The 18361-nt window shown below is 67.8% G+C and carries 24 protein-coding genes and 4 pseudogenes; 8 read left to right on the top strand and 20 right to left on the bottom strand.

The window, feature by feature from the left end; all coding sequences use genetic code 11:
- Position 1 precedes the first annotated feature (1 nt).
- Positions 2-949, bottom strand: coding sequence for an SDR family NAD(P)-dependent oxidoreductase (locus HHX35_RS07890; RefSeq protein WP_182898171.1), 948 nt, complete (start codon positions 947-949; stop codon positions 2-4).
- Positions 950-1058: 109 nt separating this feature from the next.
- Between HHX35_RS07890 and HHX35_RS07885 the strand changes: the two genes are divergently transcribed.
- Positions 1059-1724 carry a TetR/AcrR family transcriptional regulator gene (locus HHX35_RS07885; protein ID WP_182898170.1) on the top strand — a complete coding sequence of 222 codons (666 nt, stop codon included), beginning with the start codon at positions 1059-1061 and terminating at the stop codon, positions 1722-1724.
- A gap of 313 nt (positions 1725-2037) precedes the next feature.
- Here HHX35_RS07885 and HHX35_RS07880 read toward each other — a convergent pair whose 3' ends face one another.
- Positions 2038-3063 (bottom strand): DUF5937 family protein, encoded by a 1026-nt coding sequence (locus tag HHX35_RS07880; RefSeq protein ID WP_220505111.1) that lies wholly within the window; start codon positions 3061-3063, stop codon positions 2038-2040.
- A 101-nt stretch (positions 3064-3164) separates the two neighbouring features.
- On the opposite strand from HHX35_RS07880, the gene HHX35_RS07875 reads away from it, so the two are divergent.
- A complete protein-coding gene (locus HHX35_RS07875; protein WP_182898168.1) occupies positions 3165-3740 on the top strand; it encodes a dihydrofolate reductase family protein in 576 nt (191 codons plus the stop codon).
- 10 nt (positions 3741-3750) lie between these two features.
- A complete protein-coding gene (locus HHX35_RS07870) occupies positions 3751-4833 on the top strand; it encodes a questin oxidase family protein (RefSeq protein WP_182898167.1) in 1083 nt (360 codons plus the stop codon).
- 273 nt (positions 4834-5106) lie between these two features.
- Here HHX35_RS07870 and HHX35_RS45080 read toward each other — a convergent pair.
- From HHX35_RS45080 to HHX35_RS07805, 13 genes and pseudogenes are all read right to left on the bottom strand, one after another.
- Positions 5107-5200 (bottom strand): annotated as a pseudogene (locus tag HHX35_RS45080) (peptide-methionine (S)-S-oxide reductase); the annotation flags it as partial.
- Positions 5201-5228: 28 nt separating this feature from the next.
- The gene (locus HHX35_RS07865; protein WP_182898166.1) at positions 5229-5747 is read right to left on the bottom strand and encodes a type II toxin-antitoxin system RelE/ParE family toxin; all 519 of its coding nucleotides are present in this window, start codon (positions 5745-5747) and stop codon (positions 5229-5231) included.
- 3 nt (positions 5748-5750) lie between these two features.
- On the bottom strand, positions 5751-6059 hold the full coding sequence (locus HHX35_RS07860; RefSeq protein WP_182898165.1) for a type II toxin-antitoxin system prevent-host-death family antitoxin: 309 nt from the start codon (positions 6057-6059) through the stop codon (positions 5751-5753).
- A 529-nt stretch (positions 6060-6588) separates the two neighbouring features.
- Positions 6589-7761 carry a hypothetical protein gene (locus HHX35_RS07855; protein WP_182898164.1) on the bottom strand — a complete coding sequence of 391 codons (1173 nt, stop codon included), beginning with the start codon at positions 7759-7761 and terminating at the stop codon, positions 6589-6591.
- Entirely contained in the window at positions 7758-8240 is a 483-nt protein-coding gene (locus HHX35_RS07850) for a SigE family RNA polymerase sigma factor (RefSeq protein ID WP_182898163.1), read from the bottom strand. The genes HHX35_RS07855 and HHX35_RS07850 overlap by 4 nt, the downstream gene beginning before the upstream one ends.
- 84 nt (positions 8241-8324) lie before the next feature.
- Complete coding sequence (locus HHX35_RS07845; RefSeq protein ID WP_182898162.1) at positions 8325-8627, bottom strand: hypothetical protein; 303 nt, start codon at positions 8625-8627, stop codon at positions 8325-8327.
- A 372-nt stretch (positions 8628-8999) separates the two neighbouring features.
- The gene (locus HHX35_RS07840; protein WP_182898161.1) at positions 9000-9281 is read right to left on the bottom strand and encodes a type II toxin-antitoxin system RelE/ParE family toxin; all 282 of its coding nucleotides are present in this window, start codon (positions 9279-9281) and stop codon (positions 9000-9002) included.
- Positions 9282-9376: 95 nt separating this feature from the next.
- Positions 9377-9490, bottom strand: coding sequence for a hypothetical protein (locus HHX35_RS43255; RefSeq protein ID WP_310738983.1), 114 nt, complete (start codon positions 9488-9490; stop codon positions 9377-9379).
- Between the two features lie 118 nt (positions 9491-9608).
- The gene (locus HHX35_RS42525) at positions 9609-11123 is read right to left on the bottom strand and encodes an SMP-30/gluconolactonase/LRE family protein (protein ID WP_220505110.1); all 1515 of its coding nucleotides are present in this window, start codon (positions 11121-11123) and stop codon (positions 9609-9611) included.
- 484 nt (positions 11124-11607) lie between these two features.
- Positions 11608-11691, bottom strand: a pseudogene (locus HHX35_RS43250) (peptide-methionine (S)-S-oxide reductase); the annotation flags it as partial.
- A gap of 26 nt (positions 11692-11717) precedes the next feature.
- Positions 11718-12062 carry a PIN domain-containing protein gene (locus HHX35_RS07820; RefSeq protein ID WP_310738948.1) on the bottom strand — a complete coding sequence of 115 codons (345 nt, stop codon included), beginning with the start codon at positions 12060-12062 and terminating at the stop codon, positions 11718-11720.
- A gap of 47 nt (positions 12063-12109) precedes the next feature.
- Entirely contained in the window at positions 12110-12421 is a 312-nt protein-coding gene (locus tag HHX35_RS07815; RefSeq protein ID WP_220505109.1) for a hypothetical protein, read from the bottom strand.
- 213 nt (positions 12422-12634) lie between these two features.
- Entirely contained in the window at positions 12635-13060 is a 426-nt protein-coding gene (locus tag HHX35_RS07805) for a MerR family transcriptional regulator (protein ID WP_182898159.1), read from the bottom strand.
- A 28-nt stretch (positions 13061-13088) separates the two neighbouring features.
- Between HHX35_RS07805 and HHX35_RS07800 the strand changes: the two genes are divergently transcribed.
- Positions 13089-13841 carry an MBL fold metallo-hydrolase gene (locus HHX35_RS07800; RefSeq protein WP_182898158.1) on the top strand — a complete coding sequence of 251 codons (753 nt, stop codon included), beginning with the start codon at positions 13089-13091 and terminating at the stop codon, positions 13839-13841.
- Complete coding sequence (locus HHX35_RS07795; protein WP_220505108.1) at positions 13838-14524, top strand: siderophore-interacting protein; 687 nt, start codon at positions 13838-13840, stop codon at positions 14522-14524. The genes HHX35_RS07800 and HHX35_RS07795 overlap by 4 nt, the downstream gene beginning before the upstream one ends.
- Before the next feature lie 48 nt (positions 14525-14572).
- Here HHX35_RS07795 and HHX35_RS43245 read toward each other — a convergent pair.
- Positions 14573-14671, bottom strand: a pseudogene (locus tag HHX35_RS43245) (peptide-methionine (S)-S-oxide reductase); the annotation flags it as partial.
- Between the two features lie 88 nt (positions 14672-14759).
- On the opposite strand from HHX35_RS43245, the gene HHX35_RS07785 reads away from it, so the two are divergent.
- Positions 14760-14939 (top strand): hypothetical protein, encoded by a 180-nt coding sequence (locus HHX35_RS07785; RefSeq protein WP_167538702.1) that lies wholly within the window; start codon positions 14760-14762, stop codon positions 14937-14939.
- Entirely contained in the window at positions 14936-15370 is a 435-nt protein-coding gene (locus HHX35_RS07780; RefSeq protein WP_182898157.1) for a PIN domain-containing protein, read from the top strand. Before HHX35_RS07785 ends, HHX35_RS07780 begins: the two co-directional genes overlap by 4 nt.
- Here the strand turns inward: HHX35_RS07780 and HHX35_RS43240 are convergent.
- From HHX35_RS43240 to msrA, 4 genes and pseudogenes are all read right to left on the bottom strand, one after another.
- Positions 15371-15478, bottom strand: a pseudogene (locus HHX35_RS43240) (peptide-methionine (S)-S-oxide reductase); the annotation flags it as partial. It abuts the gene before it with no gap.
- Between the two features lie 95 nt (positions 15479-15573).
- Positions 15574-15795 (bottom strand): hypothetical protein, encoded by a 222-nt coding sequence (locus tag HHX35_RS43235; RefSeq protein WP_259404833.1) that lies wholly within the window; start codon positions 15793-15795, stop codon positions 15574-15576.
- A 131-nt stretch (positions 15796-15926) separates the two neighbouring features.
- Positions 15927-16397 carry a hypothetical protein gene (locus tag HHX35_RS07770; RefSeq protein WP_182898155.1) on the bottom strand — a complete coding sequence of 157 codons (471 nt, stop codon included), beginning with the start codon at positions 16395-16397 and terminating at the stop codon, positions 15927-15929.
- Positions 16398-16585: 188 nt separating this feature from the next.
- Entirely contained in the window at positions 16586-17248 is a 663-nt protein-coding gene (gene msrA / locus HHX35_RS07765) for a peptide-methionine (S)-S-oxide reductase MsrA (RefSeq protein WP_182898441.1), read from the bottom strand.
- 134 nt (positions 17249-17382) lie between these two features.
- Here msrA and rarD point away from each other — a divergent pair, with 134 nt between their 5' ends.
- Positions 17383-18288 (top strand): EamA family transporter RarD, encoded by a 906-nt coding sequence (gene rarD / locus HHX35_RS07760; RefSeq protein ID WP_182898154.1) that lies wholly within the window; start codon positions 17383-17385, stop codon positions 18286-18288.
- Positions 18289-18361: the final 73 nt, after the last annotated feature.

Below are 18361 nucleotides of genomic sequence, written 5' to 3'. Positions count from 1 at the left end.
GCTACATCGTGATGGCCGATCCGGAGGGAAACGAGTTGTGCTTGGACTGAACGACGGGGAACTTCACCCCGGTGAGGTCTTCGGAGACGGCCCACAGCCGCTGCTGGACGGCTACCTCGTACGACTCCGGGCTGGAGGTGACCAGCCGGGGGTGGCCCATGACCTCGAAGCGTCCGCCGGGACCGTAGTACTGGCCGCCGAGCACGGCGGGGTCGGTGGCGGCGCGCAGGGTCGGCAACGCGCCCATCGCCGGCGTCTGGGTGATCAGCGGCGCGAGCCAGGTGAGCGGAAGCCGGAGGGCCGCGGGGGTGTTGCGGGCGAGCTCGGTGCTGGACACGCCGGGGTGCGCGGCCACGGCGACGGTGGTGCCGTGCGTGGCGAGCCGGCGCTGCAGCTCGTACGTGAACATCAGGTTGGCCAGCTTGGACTGACCATAGGCGGCGACCCGGCTGTACGACCGCTCCCACTGCAGGTCGTGGAAGTGGATCGCGGCCCGGATGCGGTGGCCGGTGCTGCTGACCGTCACCACGCGCGAGCCGGGCACCGGCAGCATCAGGTCCAGCAGCAGCCCGGTGAGCGCGAAGTGGCCGAGGTGGTTGGTGCCGAACTGCATCTCGAAGCCGTCCCGGGTGGTCTGCTTCGGGGTGTACATCACGCCGGCATTGTTGATCAGCAGGTCAATCCGTTCGATTCGGGACCGCAGCGCCGCCGCCGCGGTCCGGACGGAGTCGAGCGAGGTCAGGTCCAGCGCCTGCACGGTCACGTCGCCGGTCATACGGGCCGCGGCCTGCTCGCCCTTCTCGACGTCGCGCACGGCGAGCACCACGGACGCCCCGCGCGCGGCGAGCGCCTTGGCGGTCTCGTACCCCAGTCCGGTGTTGGCCCCGGTCACCACGGCCACCCGCCCTCGTTGGTCCGGAATGTTCGCCGTCGTCCACTTCTCGCCCATGTCAGGCTCCCAACTAGCTAACGTACCGAAGGTATCTTGTGTCGACGACGTTAAAGTACTTTCGGTACGTTGTCAACGTACCGCAGGTACTTAAGTTAGGCTGGCGATCGTGACGTTCCAGCGGGCACGAACCGAAGAGCAGCGAGAGATCCGCCGGCGGGCGATCCTCGACATGGCGTCGGCGATGCTCCACGAGATGCCCGTGGCCGCGGTCACCCTGAACGAGCTCAGCCGCCGGGTAGGTCTGGCGAAGCCGAACGTGCTGCGCTACTTCGAGTCTCGCGAGGCGGTGCTGCTAGAACTGCTGGACCGCTTCCTGCAGGAGTGGCTGACGGAACTGGCGGGCGAGTTGGCCGCCGGCATCGACGAAAATCTACCCATGGCCGAGCGAGCGGCAGCGGTGGCAGAGATCCTCAGCCGCTCGCTCTCCAGTCGAATGGTGCTGTGCGACCTCTTCGGCGCACAGGGCAGCGTCCTGGAACACAACGTCTCCGTCGAGGTCGTAGCACGCTACAAGCGCGCCTCCCTGGACCGCCTGACAACCATGACCGCCCTGATCCAGAACTACCTGCCGGAGCTGGGCGAGAACGCAACACTGTTCAGCCTGCACACCATGGTCATGGCCGGCGCACTGTCGGCGTACAGCTCACCCCCACCCAGCCTGCAGGCGGCCTACCAGGCCGAGCCCGACCTCGCCCGATTCCACTTGGAGCTGAAGGACTCCTTGAAGCTGGCCCTGAGCGCAACCCTCCTGGGCGTGCTTCCCCGCCGCTGACCTGCCTTGCACTGGACAGGTCCCGGAGCCTCGATCCGCGGTCGGGACCAGGCCCGTCGGCCAGGCGGCTAGCCGTCTGGCACCTTGAAGAGCTATTGCTGGTGGGCGCAGTTCGCTTCAGGCAACAAATCGCGCTGGGCCTCGCGACACTTGCTCCCACCCTCGGCGCCGGGACTGGCTGTGTCACAGATCTCGGCGGGCGCAGGCTCCCTGGTGGCGGGGACGTTGACGAGGGACAGGCGCACCTATCGGCAGATCCTGGGGCTCCGCCTGGAGCCGCGTACGCTGCGCGACACCGTCGCGCATATGCGGCTCAGGCGTCGGGCTGCCGGCCTGCCTCGCTGAGCAGTCGGTCACCGAGTTCGGTCCGCGAGTAGAGCACCTGCCGGCCCGCCCGGCGCGAGGTGAGCAGCCCGGCGGCACGCAGCGCCTGGAGGTGCACGCTGAGCGTCGGCGCGGAGAGCGCCATTTGAGTGGCGGCCTGGCTGGTCGACATCGGCAGGTCGAGCTGGGCCAGCAGGGCGGCCCGGGTCTGCCCGAGGACGCCGGCAAGCGCCGAGCCCGTCTGCTCGGGGTGCTCCTCCCAGAGCCGGCCGAGGCCGCGCGGGGAGTAGGAGACGCTGGGTGAATCCGGCTGCGCGGTCCGCACCAGGACGTCCGGCCAGGCGAAGGCGCACGGCACGAGGAACAGGCCGCGCCCGCCGCAGTCGGCGTGGCCCTCGTAGTACTTGACGATCCTTAGCGTCTGGTCGGCGAACGTAACCGACGGGTGCAGGTTGCTCATCATCCGGCCGACGCCGCCGTCGGCCAGGGCGTCGAGCCGGTAGGCGATGTCGTCGTTGAGTAACGCATTGATCCGCGGCCAGTCTGGGGCGATCGCGACCCGGTGGTACGCCTCGAGCGCCTCCGTGACGGGGCCGATGCCCGCATCCGGCCGGTCCACCAGCGCCTGGAGCAGGGCTACCCGCCCTTCGCGGCCGGGCCCCTGCTGGGCGACCGGGTGGGCCGCCAGGTGCGCCAACTCCTGCGCCACGATCTCCGGATCGGCGTCGGCGATCTGCGCCAGCGCGTCCGCGAAGGTCGAGGACCGGCGACCCGGCGGCGGCACCAGGAAGTCGGGGATGTAGCCCTCCGGACGCACCAACGCCCGCAGTAGGTCGAGGTCGCGCTCGCGCAGCCGGCCCGCTCGCTCGGCGAATCTGTCCATCCAGGGACGGTGCAGGTGCCGCCCCTGCCTGCGGGCGGCCAGCGTACGCAGGCTGGCGACGGTCTCCATGAGGGGTGAGACGGCGAAGCGTACGCGGGTCAAGTCCGTCGCCGTGAAGTGCAGGTGGATCACGCGGCCGCCCTTCCGATTAGCCCTGAGCCTAATCGTGGCCGTGTGCATGACGTCAGGACAGACTTAGGCCATCCACGTTGACCACGGATAGGACATCGAAGATGCGCACGCTGATCTACACCGCCTTCGTCTCGCTGGACGGCGTCATCGACTCTCCCGGCGGCGGCACCGAGGCCCACCGCAGCGCCGGCTGGACCTTCAAGGACATCGAGTTCCTGCCCGAGGCGTACGAGCTGAAGGGCCGGGAGATCGAGGAGGCCACCGCGCTGATGTTCGGCCGGACCAGCTACGAGGTGTTCTCGCCGGTATGGCCGGACATGGAGGAGTTCGCCGCTCTCAAGGAACTGCCGAAGTACGTCGTTTCGACCACCCTCGGCCAGGACGCCCTCGTCGACAACTGGGGTGACATCACGATCCTGCGCTCCCTCGAGGACGTCGTGAAGGTCAAGGAGGGCGACGGCGGCCCGATCTTCATCCACGGCAGCGCCGCCCTCGCCCACAGCCTCTCCGACGCCGGCCTGATCGACCGCTACCACCTGCTGGTCTTCCCCGTGCTGCTCGGAGCCGGCAAGCGGATGTTCAGCGACACCGACAAGGACAAGCAGATGCTGAAGGTGGCCGAGTCCGAGACGTACGCCAACGGCATCACCAAGCTCGTCTACGACGTCGTCCGCTGAGGTGGCCGTCATGACCCGCGAGTCGATGACTGAGGCCCTGCCCGCAGCGTACGAACGACTGCACGCGTACGGGCCGGAGTTCGGCGGCGACGAGGAGGGCAACCACGGGTTGACCAACCACGGTCCGATGGCCGTGGAGGTGATGGTCCGGCGGGGGCTCGACATCGACGTCGATGGCTGGCTCGACCGCTACGTACGCCGCCTGGCGGAGCTGCCCGGCACGAGCGCGGCCGTCCAACCCGGCGAGTGGCGCGCGGCGCTGGGCCAGGCGCGACGGCTGCCCGACTGGGCCGCGTACTTCCGGCACGAGCTGACCGAGCGCCCGTGGCAGGAAGTGCTCGCCGGGTGGTGGCCACGGCTGCTGCCGGGCATCGTGGCGGGCTCGACCCACGGCGTGATCCGGGTCAGTCACGCGGTGCGTACACTGCGCGGCACCGCTTGCGCCCCAGCACGCCAGACCCTCGACGAACTGGCCCACGGGCTGGCGTTCTGGGCGGCGCGCTACCGCGAGCTCGCCGGGGTGGTCGCGCCGGAGGGCACCCTCACAGCGCAACAGGCCCTGCCGGCCGTCACCCGGCTCAAAGAGCAAAACGGCTTCATCGCCCACCGGCTCGACCGGCTCGAGCGCAGCTCGGGCTGGACTGCGAGCCTGCGCGCGTTGAAACCCGCTGCGTCCGCCGAGGAGGTCCCGGCGCGGCTGGAGTCGCTCGTCGACAGCGCCGCCAAGGCGTACCTCAGGCTCGGCCACGGCTCGCCGGTCCTGCTGGTCCACGCCGCTACCGCGCCTAACGCCGTGCGGCACGTGCTCCCGGTCCTGCCGGCCGAGCAGTGGCTGCCGAGCCTGACGGCGGCGTGGGCGGCCGTGGTGGCGGTCATCGCGACGTACGCCCCGGCCCGGCCGGCCCCGTGCGCGGAGATCGTCCGGCGCTATCCCGAGCTGACCCGCGAGGACGCGCTCCAGCGGGCAGCTGAGCACGGCGACGAGCACGTCCTGAAGTTCACCGACACGGCCGTCGAGTCGTACGACTGCACCGGCGACCCCGAGCTGCTCGCCGCGACCCTGCACGTCGGCGAGCTGATCGACCGTCCCTGACGCGAGCAAGGTCAGATCCCGACGACGACCTTAGTACGGCCGAAATAAGCGAATCGAACAACGCGCCTGGCGATCCGGCAGCGCGGCCCAGGATGACAAGACGTCAGAGACCCGGAATCCCCTGGTTGACCACTCCTGGTAGGGCTTCCTTCCCAGTCCAAGAGACGAACGAGACCTCTGAGCAGGCGAGCCTGCTCCGCAAACGGCTTCGGCCCTCGGACGGCGCCGGGATAGCCGGGCAGCCGAGGGCCAGGATCAGCCAGTGCGGCAGGTCTACGCGTCGCTGGTCGTGAGGCCGACGGGGCAGGAGACGCCGGTGCCGCCAATACCGCAGTAGCCGGTTCCTGAACAGATACTGCTGGTGGTAGTGGTTCTCTTCGCGCAGTAATTCGCAACTAGCGTGGCTTGGACCGGAAGTCAGCCCAACGATCGACCGCCTGCTGCAAGTCGAGGGCGGCGACATCCTCGCGAGACATACCGGCGGTGTAGATCAGGCGATCCGCGAGCCAATCCGGCACCGGCTCCCGAGGAGGCGGTTGGTCAACGCGGATGTGATCGGCCAGCGCGCCCAGGCGTTCGATGATCCGGCCTAGCTGCACCACCTCGGGACGCCCCCTGCCGGCGGCACGAACCCTGGCTGTGGCCTCGGCGTAGACCTCGCCATCGGCCCTCTCGCCCACAGCCCATACTTCGCAGATCTCGATCGACTTGTCGTCCGTGATCCGATAGACGACCCGCCAGGTGTTGCGCCCGACCACGAGCTTGCGAAAGCCGGTCAGCTCCCCGCCCAGCGGATAGCCCGCCTCGGGATCGTCGAGCAAAAGAAGGATCTTCTTGAGCACCTTGGGCGCGGCGTCCGGACCGATTCGCCGCAGATCATCGACCGCCGGAGCTGTGAAGACGACGTCAGACACAGGCTACTCGTCGTCCGGCAGCGCGGCCAGCGACTCCCGCGTGTGCCCGAAAGCGGAGAGCACGTCATCGAGCGAGACACGCTCTCCGGAGTCGGTTACCGAACGTGCGAGCACGAGCGCCAAGTCCCGGAGATCGGCGGCGGCCTCCTCCAGCTCATTCAGGCGACGGATGCTGACAACCGCCGCCACCGGCTGATGCCGACGGGTCACCACCAGATCGGTCCCGCGTTCAGCGTCGGCGACCAGACGGGCCACCCCACGCTGAGCCGCTTCTGTGACACTCAACTCGGCAGCTTCACGCACCACGGTCATGCAACTACTGTACAGCAACCTGTACAGAATAGGCAGGAGATGCCCCGTCGCTCGGCGATGGCGACCAGGGACGCCGGACCGCGTCATATGAGCGGCTTGCGCACCTCCCGTGCACTGCTTACGGTGACTGCTCCCGCGGAACTATGGTGTGTGGCCCACTACCTGACCAGCCGTACCTCAGTCATTCCCCGTTACTGCTGGGAGCGTTCCCGACCGCACGCCGCTTGAGTTCGGCCCGATCGTTGCCCCATGAAGCGGGCGTGCTGAGGACGGATGCTGAGAAGCCAGCTGTCATCCGGCGTCTCCTCGTCATGGTTGGCTCGACAAGCCAAACCTAGGGGCCGTCCTGCCGTAGCTCTGGGCCGGTCGAACCTCCGAGGGCCGGAGGCGGGTCGCCCAGAGTTCGTGCCGGACGGGCTGCTCTCGCGTGAACGCGTCACATGATTCGACGCCGGTGCCGCAGCAGCCGTCCGGCACATGCAAACGATGCTCGGCAGCCCCGGCCGGGGCCGGACCGCAGCTTCTTGGCCTAACGGCCCGAGTCGTGAATGACGGCCCACTTCTCACCGCGCTTGAAGTAGAGCATCTCCGTATCCGTGTAGAGGGTGGGGGATGCCTTGCGGTCGTTGAGAATCCACAGCCTGCCAGCCCGTGATGTGGCGAGATCGAAGATCACCGCGGCCTTGCGTCCCTGGTCGTCGACCTGATCCATGGTGACGAAGCGGTCGGCCACGAGTGACCGAGGGCTGTCGCCCGGAAGGTCCAGAACCTGGCTCCCGTCGCGGCGGGTCGCCCTGTTGCCGATGAGGCACCAGGTCACATCGCACTGCGCCTGCGCTGGATTGTCGAGCCGCTCCCCGGTGCTCAGGTTGAGCAGATTCGTCATAGCTGCCGGACCATCGGCGGGACGCCCCGCCCAGGGCCAGGAGAAGAGACGCAGCCCCGCCGTGCCCGGAACGAACGACGGTTCGCCGCCTGCAACCGGAACCTTGTTGACGCCCCCCGACTTAGTCGACGACCAGAAGATCATGCCGCCTCCGACGGCCAGGTCCACACCGTAGATGGTGTCCCCGTTCACCTTGTCCACGTCCAGCTCGGCCGGGAACGAGACCACCGTGCGGGGGGTACCGCCGGTCACCGGAATCGACATGATGTGGATGTCTCGGTCCACGTACTTGAACCAGGCGATCACGCCTTCGCCCACCGCCGGCGAGTCCACCGGCGCGATGGGACCGTCGAGGACGGCCAGGCGCTTGAAGGTCTGCGATTGCAGGTGATAAACCCACAACTCAGGCGCAGGATCGTAACCCTTCTTCGCCACGTACCCGAGCATGGTGCGTGAATCGATGAACACCTTCGGCGTGAAGGCCTTACCGTTGCGGATCTTCCGAGGAACCTCCGCGATCACCGAAGGCAGCACCTGTTCGAGCGGCGGCGCGATCTCCGCCACGACCCGTCGTTCCTGGATGCGCGGCGCAGACGTGGCCGTGACGGCGGGTGGCGACTCGGGAGCCCGCCAGGTCACGGCTGACGCCGCCCAGATCACCAGAGCGGTGGCCATCGCGGTCGCCGCCACCAGGCCGCGGCGTACGCGCCGGGCCTGCCCCCCAGTCACCCGGCGCAGCAGATCCGGCGGCGTGGCCGGGATCCGCGCCTCCGCGCGCGCGAACGTACGGCGCAGCGCCTCTTCGACGTCGTTCATCGCGGGCTCCTTGTCGGGGCGACGGTGTCACGCAGCTTGCCGAGGGCGCGGGATGCCTGACTTCGTACGGTTCCGGGAGAAATGCCAAGGATCTCGGCGATCTCGGCGTCCGATCGGTCCTCGTAGTAGCGCAGGACCAGGACGGCACGCTGCCTCTTGGGCAGTTTGGCCAGTTCGTCCCATAGGTCCGGCGGTGACTCCGCCACCGGCGGCGGCTGTTCGGGCACCTCCCCTGCCAGATGCTCGCGCCTGCGCCGCCTCCAGACGGAGATGTGCAGCCGGGTGATCGTGGTTCTCACGTAGCTCTCCGGGTTGTGCTTGCGTCGCACCCGCGGCCATGAGCTGCGCAGCCGTACCAGCGCCTCTTGAACGAGGTCGGCGGCGTCGTGCGGGTTACCGGTGAGCATGTAGGCGTAGCGGAACAACGCATCCATGCGATCGGCGGCGAAGTCCGCGAAATCCGGCGGCACGTCATCCACGGGCGGGAATCCTCTCGTTCATCCCGGCTGAGACGCACCAGAGCCCCGAAATGTTGCATCTTCTGGAATTCGCTGAAATTCCGGCTACTCCTCCGAAGAGGTCGTCAGCCCAGCCGGGCACCCGGCCGAAGAGTCACCTGCGTTGACGCCGAGGCCGCAGTAGCCGTTCGGGTGACGGAACAGGTGCTGCGGGCAGAGCCACAGCTCGTGCACCGAGTGGGCAGGCCGGTCGAAGTGCTCGCCCACCTGGCAGTAACGACAGATTCCGCGTCGGCGCAAGCGGTAGGCGCACGCGGCGGCGCCAAGGGCGGCTCCCCACACGATCCACAGCATGCTCGGCACGTTGGTGCCCCACACCGCGAGATCGACGCCCATCCGAACGTTCATCAGCCCAGCGGGTATCAGGACGACCGCCACGATGGACGCAGGGATCACGGCGAGCGCCGGCGGGACTCGACACGCGCAGCGAGTGGTCGACCGCCAACCTGGCAGCTCGCTGGATGCGTTCGACCTCGCAGGCATCGACGAGGACAACGCCCAGCCAACGATGACGCGCGTGGCGGCCAGAAACATCGCCCTGTCCAGGCAGCCTGCGCGCAGCCCTTTCTTGCGGAGCCACTTCTACCCGAGCGAAGTCGACGGTCTCCAGCCTCAGCCCCCCTCCTAGGTAGGCCTGCTGGATCTCTCGGGCGTGCTCATCCCCGTCCTGGTCGACGAACCACCGGAGAAACACTCCAGTGTCGACGACGTATCCGTCAGTTACGTAGCTCGTCCCGCAGGCTTCGCAGCTCCTCCATCCACACCGGTGACGCCGCTCATCCGCTCTTGGACCGCAGCCAGGGTCGCAAGGACGGCCTGCCGGGAGGCGTGACCGGGGACGCTGCCGCGGACCAGCGCGAGCACTCGCCCGACCTGCTCCGCCTGTCCGGCCTCCGGATTCTTCGACAGCACCAGGATCTCCTTGAGTACCCTGAGCGCGGCGTCCGGACCGATTCGCCGCAGATCATCGACCGCCGGAGCTGTGAAGACGACGTCAGACACGGGCTACTCGTCGTCCGGCAGCGCGGCCAGCGACTCCCGCGTGTGCCCGAAAGCGGAGAGCACGTCATCGAGCGAGACACGCTCTCCGGAGTCGGTTACCGAACGTGCGAGCACGAGCGCCAAGCCCGGAGATCGGCGGCGGCCTCCTCCAGCTCATTCAGGCGACGGATGCTGACAACCGCCGCCACCGGCTGATGCCGACGGGTCACCACCAGATCGGTCCCGCGTTCAGCGTCGGCGACCAGACGGGCCACCCCACGCTGAGGCGCTTCTGTGACACTCGGGCAGCTTCATGCAGCACAAATAGAGATATAGGAGGGGAAAAGGTCAGTACGGCCAGCCGGGGACGTTCAGCCGGACGCGGTAGAGGCCGAAGTTGCCGGTGTTCCCGCCGTGGGATGGTGTGCCCGAGGTGATGTACAGCGTCCGGCCGTCGGGGCCGCCGAAGGCGACGTTGGTGGTGTTCAGTCCGGCGGCGATGGTGCCGAGCTGTAGGCCGGACGGCGCGTACACGTGGACCTTGCCATCATTGAAAGAGGCCTGGTAGAGGTTGCCGGCACAGTCGATGGTCGCGCCGTCCGAACCGGTCAGAGACGCGAAGTCGGCGCGGGAGCCGACACTGCCGTCGGGGTTGACGGGCCACTTGTAGATTCGGCCCGTGCCGTTGCCGCCGACGTAAAGCGTTTTGCCATCGGGGGAGAGCACGATGCCGTTCGGCTGCCGGATGGTGTCGTCGATCAGCGAGACGACGCCGTTTTTGACCCGGAACACGCCGGTGCGGCCGGACATCTGGTCGGGCCGGTTGGCGCGCTGGAAGTCGGGATCGGTGAAGTAGACGGTGCCGTCGGCGCCGACGGTGAGGTCATTCGGTGAGTTGAAGGCACGGCCTTGGTAGGAGGAGGCGACCACGCCGCGGGTCAGGCCGGGCAGGCTGAAGGAGGAGATGCTGCGCTGGTCGTGTGTCGCGGCCAGCAGGGTGCCGCCGTCCCGACTGAGGGCCAGGCCGTTGCTGCCGGCGCTGGGGATGAGAGTCTGGAAGGTGTTCGGCTCGGTGTACCGCAGGACGTCCGATGGCTGGACGCCTTCTGGCCCGGTGCCGTCGCGCATGAGCGACAGCAGCAGGGTCTGAGTGGTGGCGTCCCAGACCGGGCCTTCCAGGAAGTTGAACCCGTCCCGGATCTTGGTGGCGGTCACCGACGATGCCGGCAGCGGGTTGGGGTAGGTCGTGCCTGGCGTGCACGGTCCCACGCCGGGGCGCGGCGTGCCGGGCGTGGTGGTGACGGTCGGCGTAGGTGTCGGGGTCGGGGTGGGCGTAGGTGTCGGGGTCGGCGTAGGTGTCGGGGTGGGCGTAGGTGTCGGGGTGGGCGTAGGTGTCGGGGTCGGCGTAGGTGTCGGGGTCGGCGTAGGAGTCGGGGTGAGGGTCACGGGGCCGCTGCACATGACACCGTTAAGCCAGAAGGTGGTGGGTACGGGGTTGGCGCCGGTGAGATTCGCGGTGAATGCCATGCCACTGGCTGTGGCGTTGGTGGCGATGGAGCCGTTGTAGGACATGCTGGTAGCAGTCACGTGCGTGCCGGACTGCGTCCAGGTGGCGTTCCAGCCGGACGCGATTCTCTGGCCGGAGTCGGGGAAGTCGAATTCCAGCTTCCAGTTGCTGATCGGGTCGCCGAGGTTGGTGATGGCCACGTCGCCTTGGAAGCCGCCGCTCCATTGGTTGACGATTTTGTAGGTCACCTTGCATGCGGCGGCGGCCGCAGCCGGCGTCGTCACCGTTGCGACTCCACCGGCGGCGACCAGCGCGGCCAGTCCGGTGGCCGCGACGGTGGCGAGACTTCGTCTCATCAGGAAGTCCTTTCGCGAACGACGACGGGCGACTGCCGCCCGTGTCAGGGTGCCGACCGGGGCCGGGAGGCCACCGGCACGCACGCGGCGCACCGCTGGCCCCGCGTCCCGAAATTAAGCGACTAAGTGGGCGGTCGCGATTGGTCGCCCGGTGCGGCGTTCGCCATGCGAGACGCGGTGTGCTCACCTTTGTTGCGGTGGCCGGTCGTGCACCACGCCGGTGGCCGCCTCAGCCTGGGTGAACGGGACCGTTGGCCCATCCGCCGAGCCGATCGGCGGCCGAAAGGAGCCCAGGCCACGGCGCTGAAACGTTCAGTCCGCGTCGAACGCGCCGGGCGTGCATCGGGGGAACATGAGCGGTCCGGCCTTGTAGTGGAGGTTCTCGCCGAAAACGACTCTGGCCCTCGGTCGGCACCGGGTTAGCCGGGCAACCGAGAGCCAGGATCAGGCGGTTACCACAGGTCAGGTTTCGCCGGTCGGTGGTCAGGCCGACGGGGCAGCTGACGCCGGTGCCGCCGAGGCCGCAGTAGCCGTTCGGCACCTTGAACAGATACTGCTGGTGGTAGTCGAATCGGTGGCGCAATAAATCAGCGCTCACACGTGTACGAGGCGAACCGCCTTACCGCAGAGCTTGCTCATGTCGTCCTCGTCCGAGGTGAGGATGATGACGGGCCGGGTGGAGCGAAGAGCCGTGGCGGCCACGACGGCATCGATCGCGTACTTGTGGCCGTGAAGACCGCTCTCACGGAGCAGGCCCAGCGCGTGGACGGAGACCTCCTCGGTCACCGGCTCGACACGTAACCGGGACAGGTGCCAGCGCGACCGATCGTTTGTCACCCGCCCGTCGAAGGCCTCGATAGACGTCAGGGCACTGATGGCAACGCGGAAGTCGTTGTTCTGCGCCTCTCGGACAATCGCCGTGACTCGCTGGTCGGCCACGCACCACTTCGAGAGCCCCTCGGAGTCAAGGATCACCGTCCCCGCACTCAGCCTGCTTCGTGCGCGTGCCATCCACGCTCCTCCTGCAGCTCCGGAGCGGACTTCACGCTACGGAACAGCTGCTCAGCCTCGTCCCGCAGATGCTGTGGGATGGGACCGAACTCGTTCTCGTTCGCCTGCAGGGCCTCCTCCAGCAGGTCCCGCTCGATCTGCCGCTCCACAGCGGCGTCCACGTAGGCAGAAAACCCGCGCGCGCCGACACGCTCCTTGATGGCGCGGATGTTGCCGGCCCGCAAGGAGACGCTCACCTTGGCCGCGGGCCCTTCCCCTGGCGGGAAGGCCTGCTCAGGCATACTCATGGCAGCAGTTTACTACTCCAAGTAGCAAACCACCGGCACCAGAAACATGAACCCTCCGAGTAGCGCGACGCCGCTCGGAGGTCTCACGATCCGGCTACTCCCCGCTGGAGGTCGTCAGGTCGATCGGACGCGCCACGCCCGTGCCGCCGATCCCGCAGTAGCCGTTCGGCACCTTGAACAGATACTGCTGGTGGTAGCGGTTCACTTCAGGCATCAATACATGTCGGCGGCGGGCTCCGTTCGAGCGGGCGGGATACGCGCCGCGATCTGCTCGCGGGCGTGCGGGCAGTCCGCGAACCTGTGCGGGCAGGCAAGGGCGTGCTCGATCAGGTCCTTGGCCGCGCGCGCCTGCGCGATGCGCTGTTCTAGTTCGACGACGTGGCGGCGCAACAGGTCCCGGTGGTCCATCGGATCGGCAGCGGACAGCACGGCGCTCAGCTCGCGCAATCCGAGGCCTGCCTCCTTTCCCATCAGGATCAGCGCTACTCGCACCAGCGCGTCCTGTCCGTAGCGGCGCTGACCACCGGCACGCCGAGCGGGGCCGATCAGGCCCATGCTCTCCCAGTACCGCAGCACATGCGTGGCCAAGCCGAACCGGTCTGCCAACTCTCCGATGGTCAGCTCCTCACTTGACTTCATGTGAACATTAACCGGCACCGTTGGCCGCATGCTCAAGCAAACAGTCGCGATTACCCGCGTGGTCAACTCATGCGTGCTACTCGAACTGAACGGCCACGCCGTGCTCACCGACCCATGGTTCACCGAACGATGGTTCCTGCGCCGCGGCGAGCCCCTCGGGCTGCGAGTCGCCGAACTGCCACCGCTCGCCGCCATCGTCGTCACCAATCTGGCCACCAACCACTGGGATCTGCGCGGGCTGCGCGCGTTTCCCGACAAGGACTCCACACCGCTGTACGTCCCCACCGCAGGCATGGCCCGCCGGGCGAGGGCGTTGGGCTTCCGGCGCGCAGAGCAGGTGCGCTGGGGAGAGACGCGCGAGATCGCGCCCAAGCTCTCCATGCGGGTCGTGCCTGCCGGGCGGACCCTGGTCTGGCCCAACAACGCCTACGCGTTCAGCGCAGCCGGTGCCCAGCTGTTCTTCGGCGGAGAGATCGCCGAGGTAGCACTGCTGGAGCGGTACCGCGCCGAGCATCCGCCGGTGGACCTGGCCCTGCTGCCGGTGAACGGCCTTCGGCCGCTGTTCGGGCCGCCTCTGGTAATGGGCCCCGCCCAGGCCGTGGCCGGGGCGTCCGTACTCGGCGCAAAGGTGCTGGTCCCGGTGCACGACGCCCACGGACACGATCCGCTCTCGGCGCTGTTCCGCACCACCGGCACCGCCTCGGACGCGATCGCCCTGGCTGGATCGGACCTGACGGTGGTGGACCTGCCCACGGGCGAGCGCTGGGAGTTGGCACAGTGAGTCTGTTCCTGTACGGAACCGTCCAAGAGACAGAGCAGATCGCCGAACGCATGCGCCGTGTCCGGATCATCGGCCCTGACCTGTGCAACCTAACCTGGGTGCCCGGCATGCACACCCGTCTCCAGGTCGGCGACCCCCGCTCGCCGCGCTCATGGCTGCGCGGATTCCTCCGCACCTACTCGATCTGGAACTACTCCCCCACCGGCCGCCTCGATCTGTGCGTTCTCGACCAACCTTCCGCCGGGCCCGGAGCGCAGTGGTCACGGCGGATACGCGTCGGCGACCCGGCGGCACTCACCGCGCCGGAGGGCCGGCTCGTCCTCCGCGAGGATGCGCGATACCACCTGTTCGTCGGCGACGAGACCGCAACCGTCGCCTTCGGAGCGATGCTGCGGGCCTTGCCCCCGTCCGCGCTCGTATATGGTGCGATCTCGGTCGAGGGCCCCGCGAACCGCCTCCCACTGGAACATACGGATCGCCTGACGTGGCGATATCGGCCGACAGACCTTGCCGACGTGGTCCGTTCCCTGGAGCTTCCCCACACGCCGGGCGTCGCTTATCTCGCCGGAGAGGCCCGCAGTTGCCAAGCCGTGCGTGACCACCTCGTCCGCGAACGCGGCTGGTCTCGCAAAGCCGTCGTCGTGAAACCGTTCTGGACCCCCGGACGGCGGGGCATGGACTGATCGCCCTCTCGACGCCCGCCCTTTGGATAAGGGCGGGGCTCGTACGAGTCAGGCTTCATCGGCGGTCAGGCCGACGGGGCAACTCACGCCGGTGCCGCCAATCCCGCAGTAGCCGTTTGGCACCTTAAAGAGGTATTGCTGGTGGTAGCGGTTCTCTTCGGGCGATAAGTTCTCCCTCACCGCGCTCTGTGGCTTCTCCCCGGCTGCGGGCAGGTCGGCGCCTACACTTGGCAGCATGGACTTGGACAACGAAGGCTGGGCCGACATCGAAGAACCCCTCGACGCGCCCGCGCTTCCACGGCATCTCGCCGCGCTCGTCGGCGCGCTACAAGGGCCGGCAGACCTCGGCGTCCACCATGACCGGTACCTCACCTATCCTCACCACGAGGAGTCCGACGGAGCGATCACCGCGTGATCCTCTGCGACACGGGACCCCTCGTCGCGGCGTTTAACAGGGCCGACAAGGATCACGCCCGCTGTGTCCGGTTCCTCGCGCAGAACTGGACCAGGCTTGTCGTGCCGTCGCTCGCAGTGACAGAAATATGCCACCTGCTCTCTGATCCGGTCCGTCGTGGCAGCCCCGCTCTCGCAGCCGAGTTCTGCGCTGCCATCGCAGACGACGAACTTCGCGTGATCGAGGTGACGCCCCACGACTATCGGCGAGTGTCCGAGTTGCTCGCGGCTTACGCCTCGCTCCGCCTACAGGCTGTGGACGCCTGCGTGATAGCCCTTGCCGAGCGCTTCGACCTTCGCGAAGTCGCCACGCTGGATCAGCGGGACTACCTCGTCGTTGCCCCTCGTCATCTTCCCAAGGGGCAACGACTCACGATCCTGCCCGGCGACTGATCAACTCACGCTCGTCGTCAGGCCGACGGGGCAGCTCACGCCGGTGCCGCCGATGCCGCAGTAGCCGTTCGGCACCTTGAAAAGGTATCGCTGGTGGTAGCGGTTTGCTTCAGGCAATAAGTCGCGCTAGGACCTTGCGACATTTGCTCCTGCCCTCGGCGCTGGGACTGACTGTGTCACACTCGCCAGCAGGTCAGTCGGCCTCAGACATCGGTGTCCTTGGGATGACGGGGCGAGGCATAGACGATCCATACCGTGTGAGCGGCGTCATCAATCACGTAGCGCACGCGCCCGCCGCTGGTAACCTCGAACTCCCATTGCTCGAGGTCCTGTCCGTTGTGGCGATGAGTCGCAAGGTCGCCACGCAGGCGATGCTGACGCTCATGGTCAGTGCGTGAGCGTGGATCTGCGCGCAGCGTCTCCAAGCATCGGCGTGTGTTGGCCAGGGCATGACGGCATAGTTCCTCCCAGCCCTTCACCGCATCGCTCGTACCGAACCGTACGTCCCATTCGCTGTCAGGAGGCGGGACTGTGACCCGGTCTCCGCGCTTGGGACTCATACCGAAACCTCAACCGGCCCGAAGTCTCCGCTCGTCGCCTCACGCGCCTGAGCATAGTGCGCGGAGTCGGCCTTGATCCGGGCGGTGGCCCGCCAGCCTGCGATGACTTCCTGAGTAGTGGCGTCGACATCCAGCTCGGCTGCGTCAGAGAGCGCCTCAACCAGTTCAAGCGTGAAAGACCGCACCTCATCAGAGGAGAGGTGACGAACCCAGGGAAAGACCTCGGGCATGGCGATGACCAGCGCGCGGGCGGTCGGATCATGCCGCAGGAGAGCGAGGAACAGACGGGAAGCAGTGGCCAGCGTCTGTTCGCGTCGTTCCTCACGATCAGCCGCAGTCAGGTAGAAGTCCTGGGCATCCCGGTGAGTCACACGTACGCGACCAAGTCGCGCGGCGCGCTCGGCGACGGCCCGGGGATTCCTCGACAGGTCCGAGAAGGTGACGGCGTCGGCATTGCTGATGCTCACGCCGCCAGTCTAATTCAGAACACATTCTGATAGCGCTCCAACCTCGCCCACCTGAGGCGCCGCGCCGTGGGACTGCTGCGCCCCACCCAGGCCCGCACTTCGAGACCACCGATCGCGCCGAGCCTGGCCCCGGCCCACAACGCACCAGCCCGGGCGGCGAAGGGCCAGGATCAGTCAGTTCCCGCAGGTCACGCCTCACCGGTCGTGAGGCCGACCGGACACGAGACACCGGTGCCGCCGAGGCCGCAGTAGCCGTTGGGCACCTTAAAAAGGTATTGCTGGTGATAATCCTCGGCGAAGTAGAACTCGCCGGCGGGGGCGATCTCAGTGGTGATCTCGCCGTACCCGGCCTTGGTGAGCACCTCCTGGTACGCGTCCCGGGACGTCACGGCCGCCTTGGCCTGCTCGGGGCCACGGGTGTAAATGGCCGACCGGTACTGCGTGCCGACGTCGTTGCCCTGGCGCATGCCCTGTGTGGGGTCGTGGGCCTCCCAGAACACCTTGAGGAGCTCCTCGTACGACACCTCTGCCGGGTCGAAGACCACCCGGACGACCTCGGTGTGCCCGGTCCGGCCGGTGCAGACCTCCTCGTACGTCGGGTTCGGCGTGTAGCCGCCCGCGTAGCCCGCGGCGGTCGAGACGACCCCGGGGGTCTGCCAGAACTTGCGCTCGGCGCCCCAGAAGCAGCCCAGCCCGAACTCGGCGATCTCCGAACCTTCGGGATACGGCGGAGCCAGCGGCCCGCCGAGCACCTGGTGGCGGGTGGCCACCGGCATGACCTCGGCACGGCCCGGCAGGGCATCCGCGGGGTCCACCATCGTCGTCTTGTCTGTGCCGAACAGCCAGCCCATCACGAACCTTCCTTCCGCTCTGCCATCACCAACCAGACGCGCGGCGGCCTTGTTCCTGACATAAGTGCCTCTAAACCTCAGGCGTAGAGACCCTTATTTGTGCTGAATCTAGGTAAGCAGCGAAGATGGGCTTCATGCCTGATACGCGCCGCGGTGTCCTATATGGCGTCGCCGCCTACACCATGTGGGGTCTGTTCCCTCTCTACTGGCCTCTGCTCAAGCCGTCCGGCGCCGTGGAGATCCTCGCCCACCGGATGGTCTGGTCGCTGGTCGTGGTGGTCACGCTCCTCGCCGCACGCCGCCACTGGTCGTGGATCCGCACGATGACGCGCCGCCAGCTGATCCTCCTCGCCCTCGCGGCCGTCACGGTCTCGGTCAACTGGGGCGTCTACATCTACGCCGTCAACACCGGCCACGTGGTGGAAAGCGCGCTCGGCTACTTCATCAACCCTCTGGTCAGCGTGCTGTTCGGAGTGCTGATCTTCCGGGAACGGCTGCGCCGATGGCAGTGGATCGCCGTCGGGCTGGGCGCGCTCGCGGTCCTCATCCTGACGCTCGACTACGGGCGCCTCCCCTGGATCGCCCTTGTGCTCGCCGTCAGCTTCGGCACGTACGGCCTGATCAAGAAGGCGGCGGGGGTGGGCAGCGCGGAGAGCCTGACCGTCGAGACGCTCGTGCTGCTGGTGCCGGCCCTGGGCTACCTGCTCGTCCTGCAGGCGAACGGCACCGGGACCTTCGGCAACCACGGTCTCGGCCACGCGCTGCTGCTGGTGGCGGCCGGCCTCATCACCGCGGTGCCGCTGATGCTCTTCACGGCCGCCGCGCTGCGGGTTCCGCTCACGGTCATCGGCCTGCTCCAGTACATCGCGCCGGTGCTGCAGTTCCTGTGCGGTGTGCTGATCGCTCACGAGACGATGCCCGCCAGCCGTTGGGCCGGGTTCGTGGTCGTCTGGCTCGCGCTGAGCGTCTTCACCTGGGACAGCGCCCGCTCCGCCCGTACGTCCCGGCAGGAGCGTGCGGCCGCGCTCGAGACCGTCTGATACGTCCCCCGGAGTAGGGCGTCCGCCTCCGGCGGGAGGACGACAGGACCGAGCGGAGCGGCGAGGATCGCGG

Origin of the sequence: Microbispora sp. H10830, assembly GCF_014161375.1 — a bacterium.
In the GTDB taxonomy this organism is placed as follows: domain Bacteria; phylum Actinomycetota; class Actinomycetes; order Streptosporangiales; family Streptosporangiaceae; genus Microbispora; species Microbispora catharanthi.
This window is presented reverse-complemented; position numbering and strand designations above follow the sequence as displayed.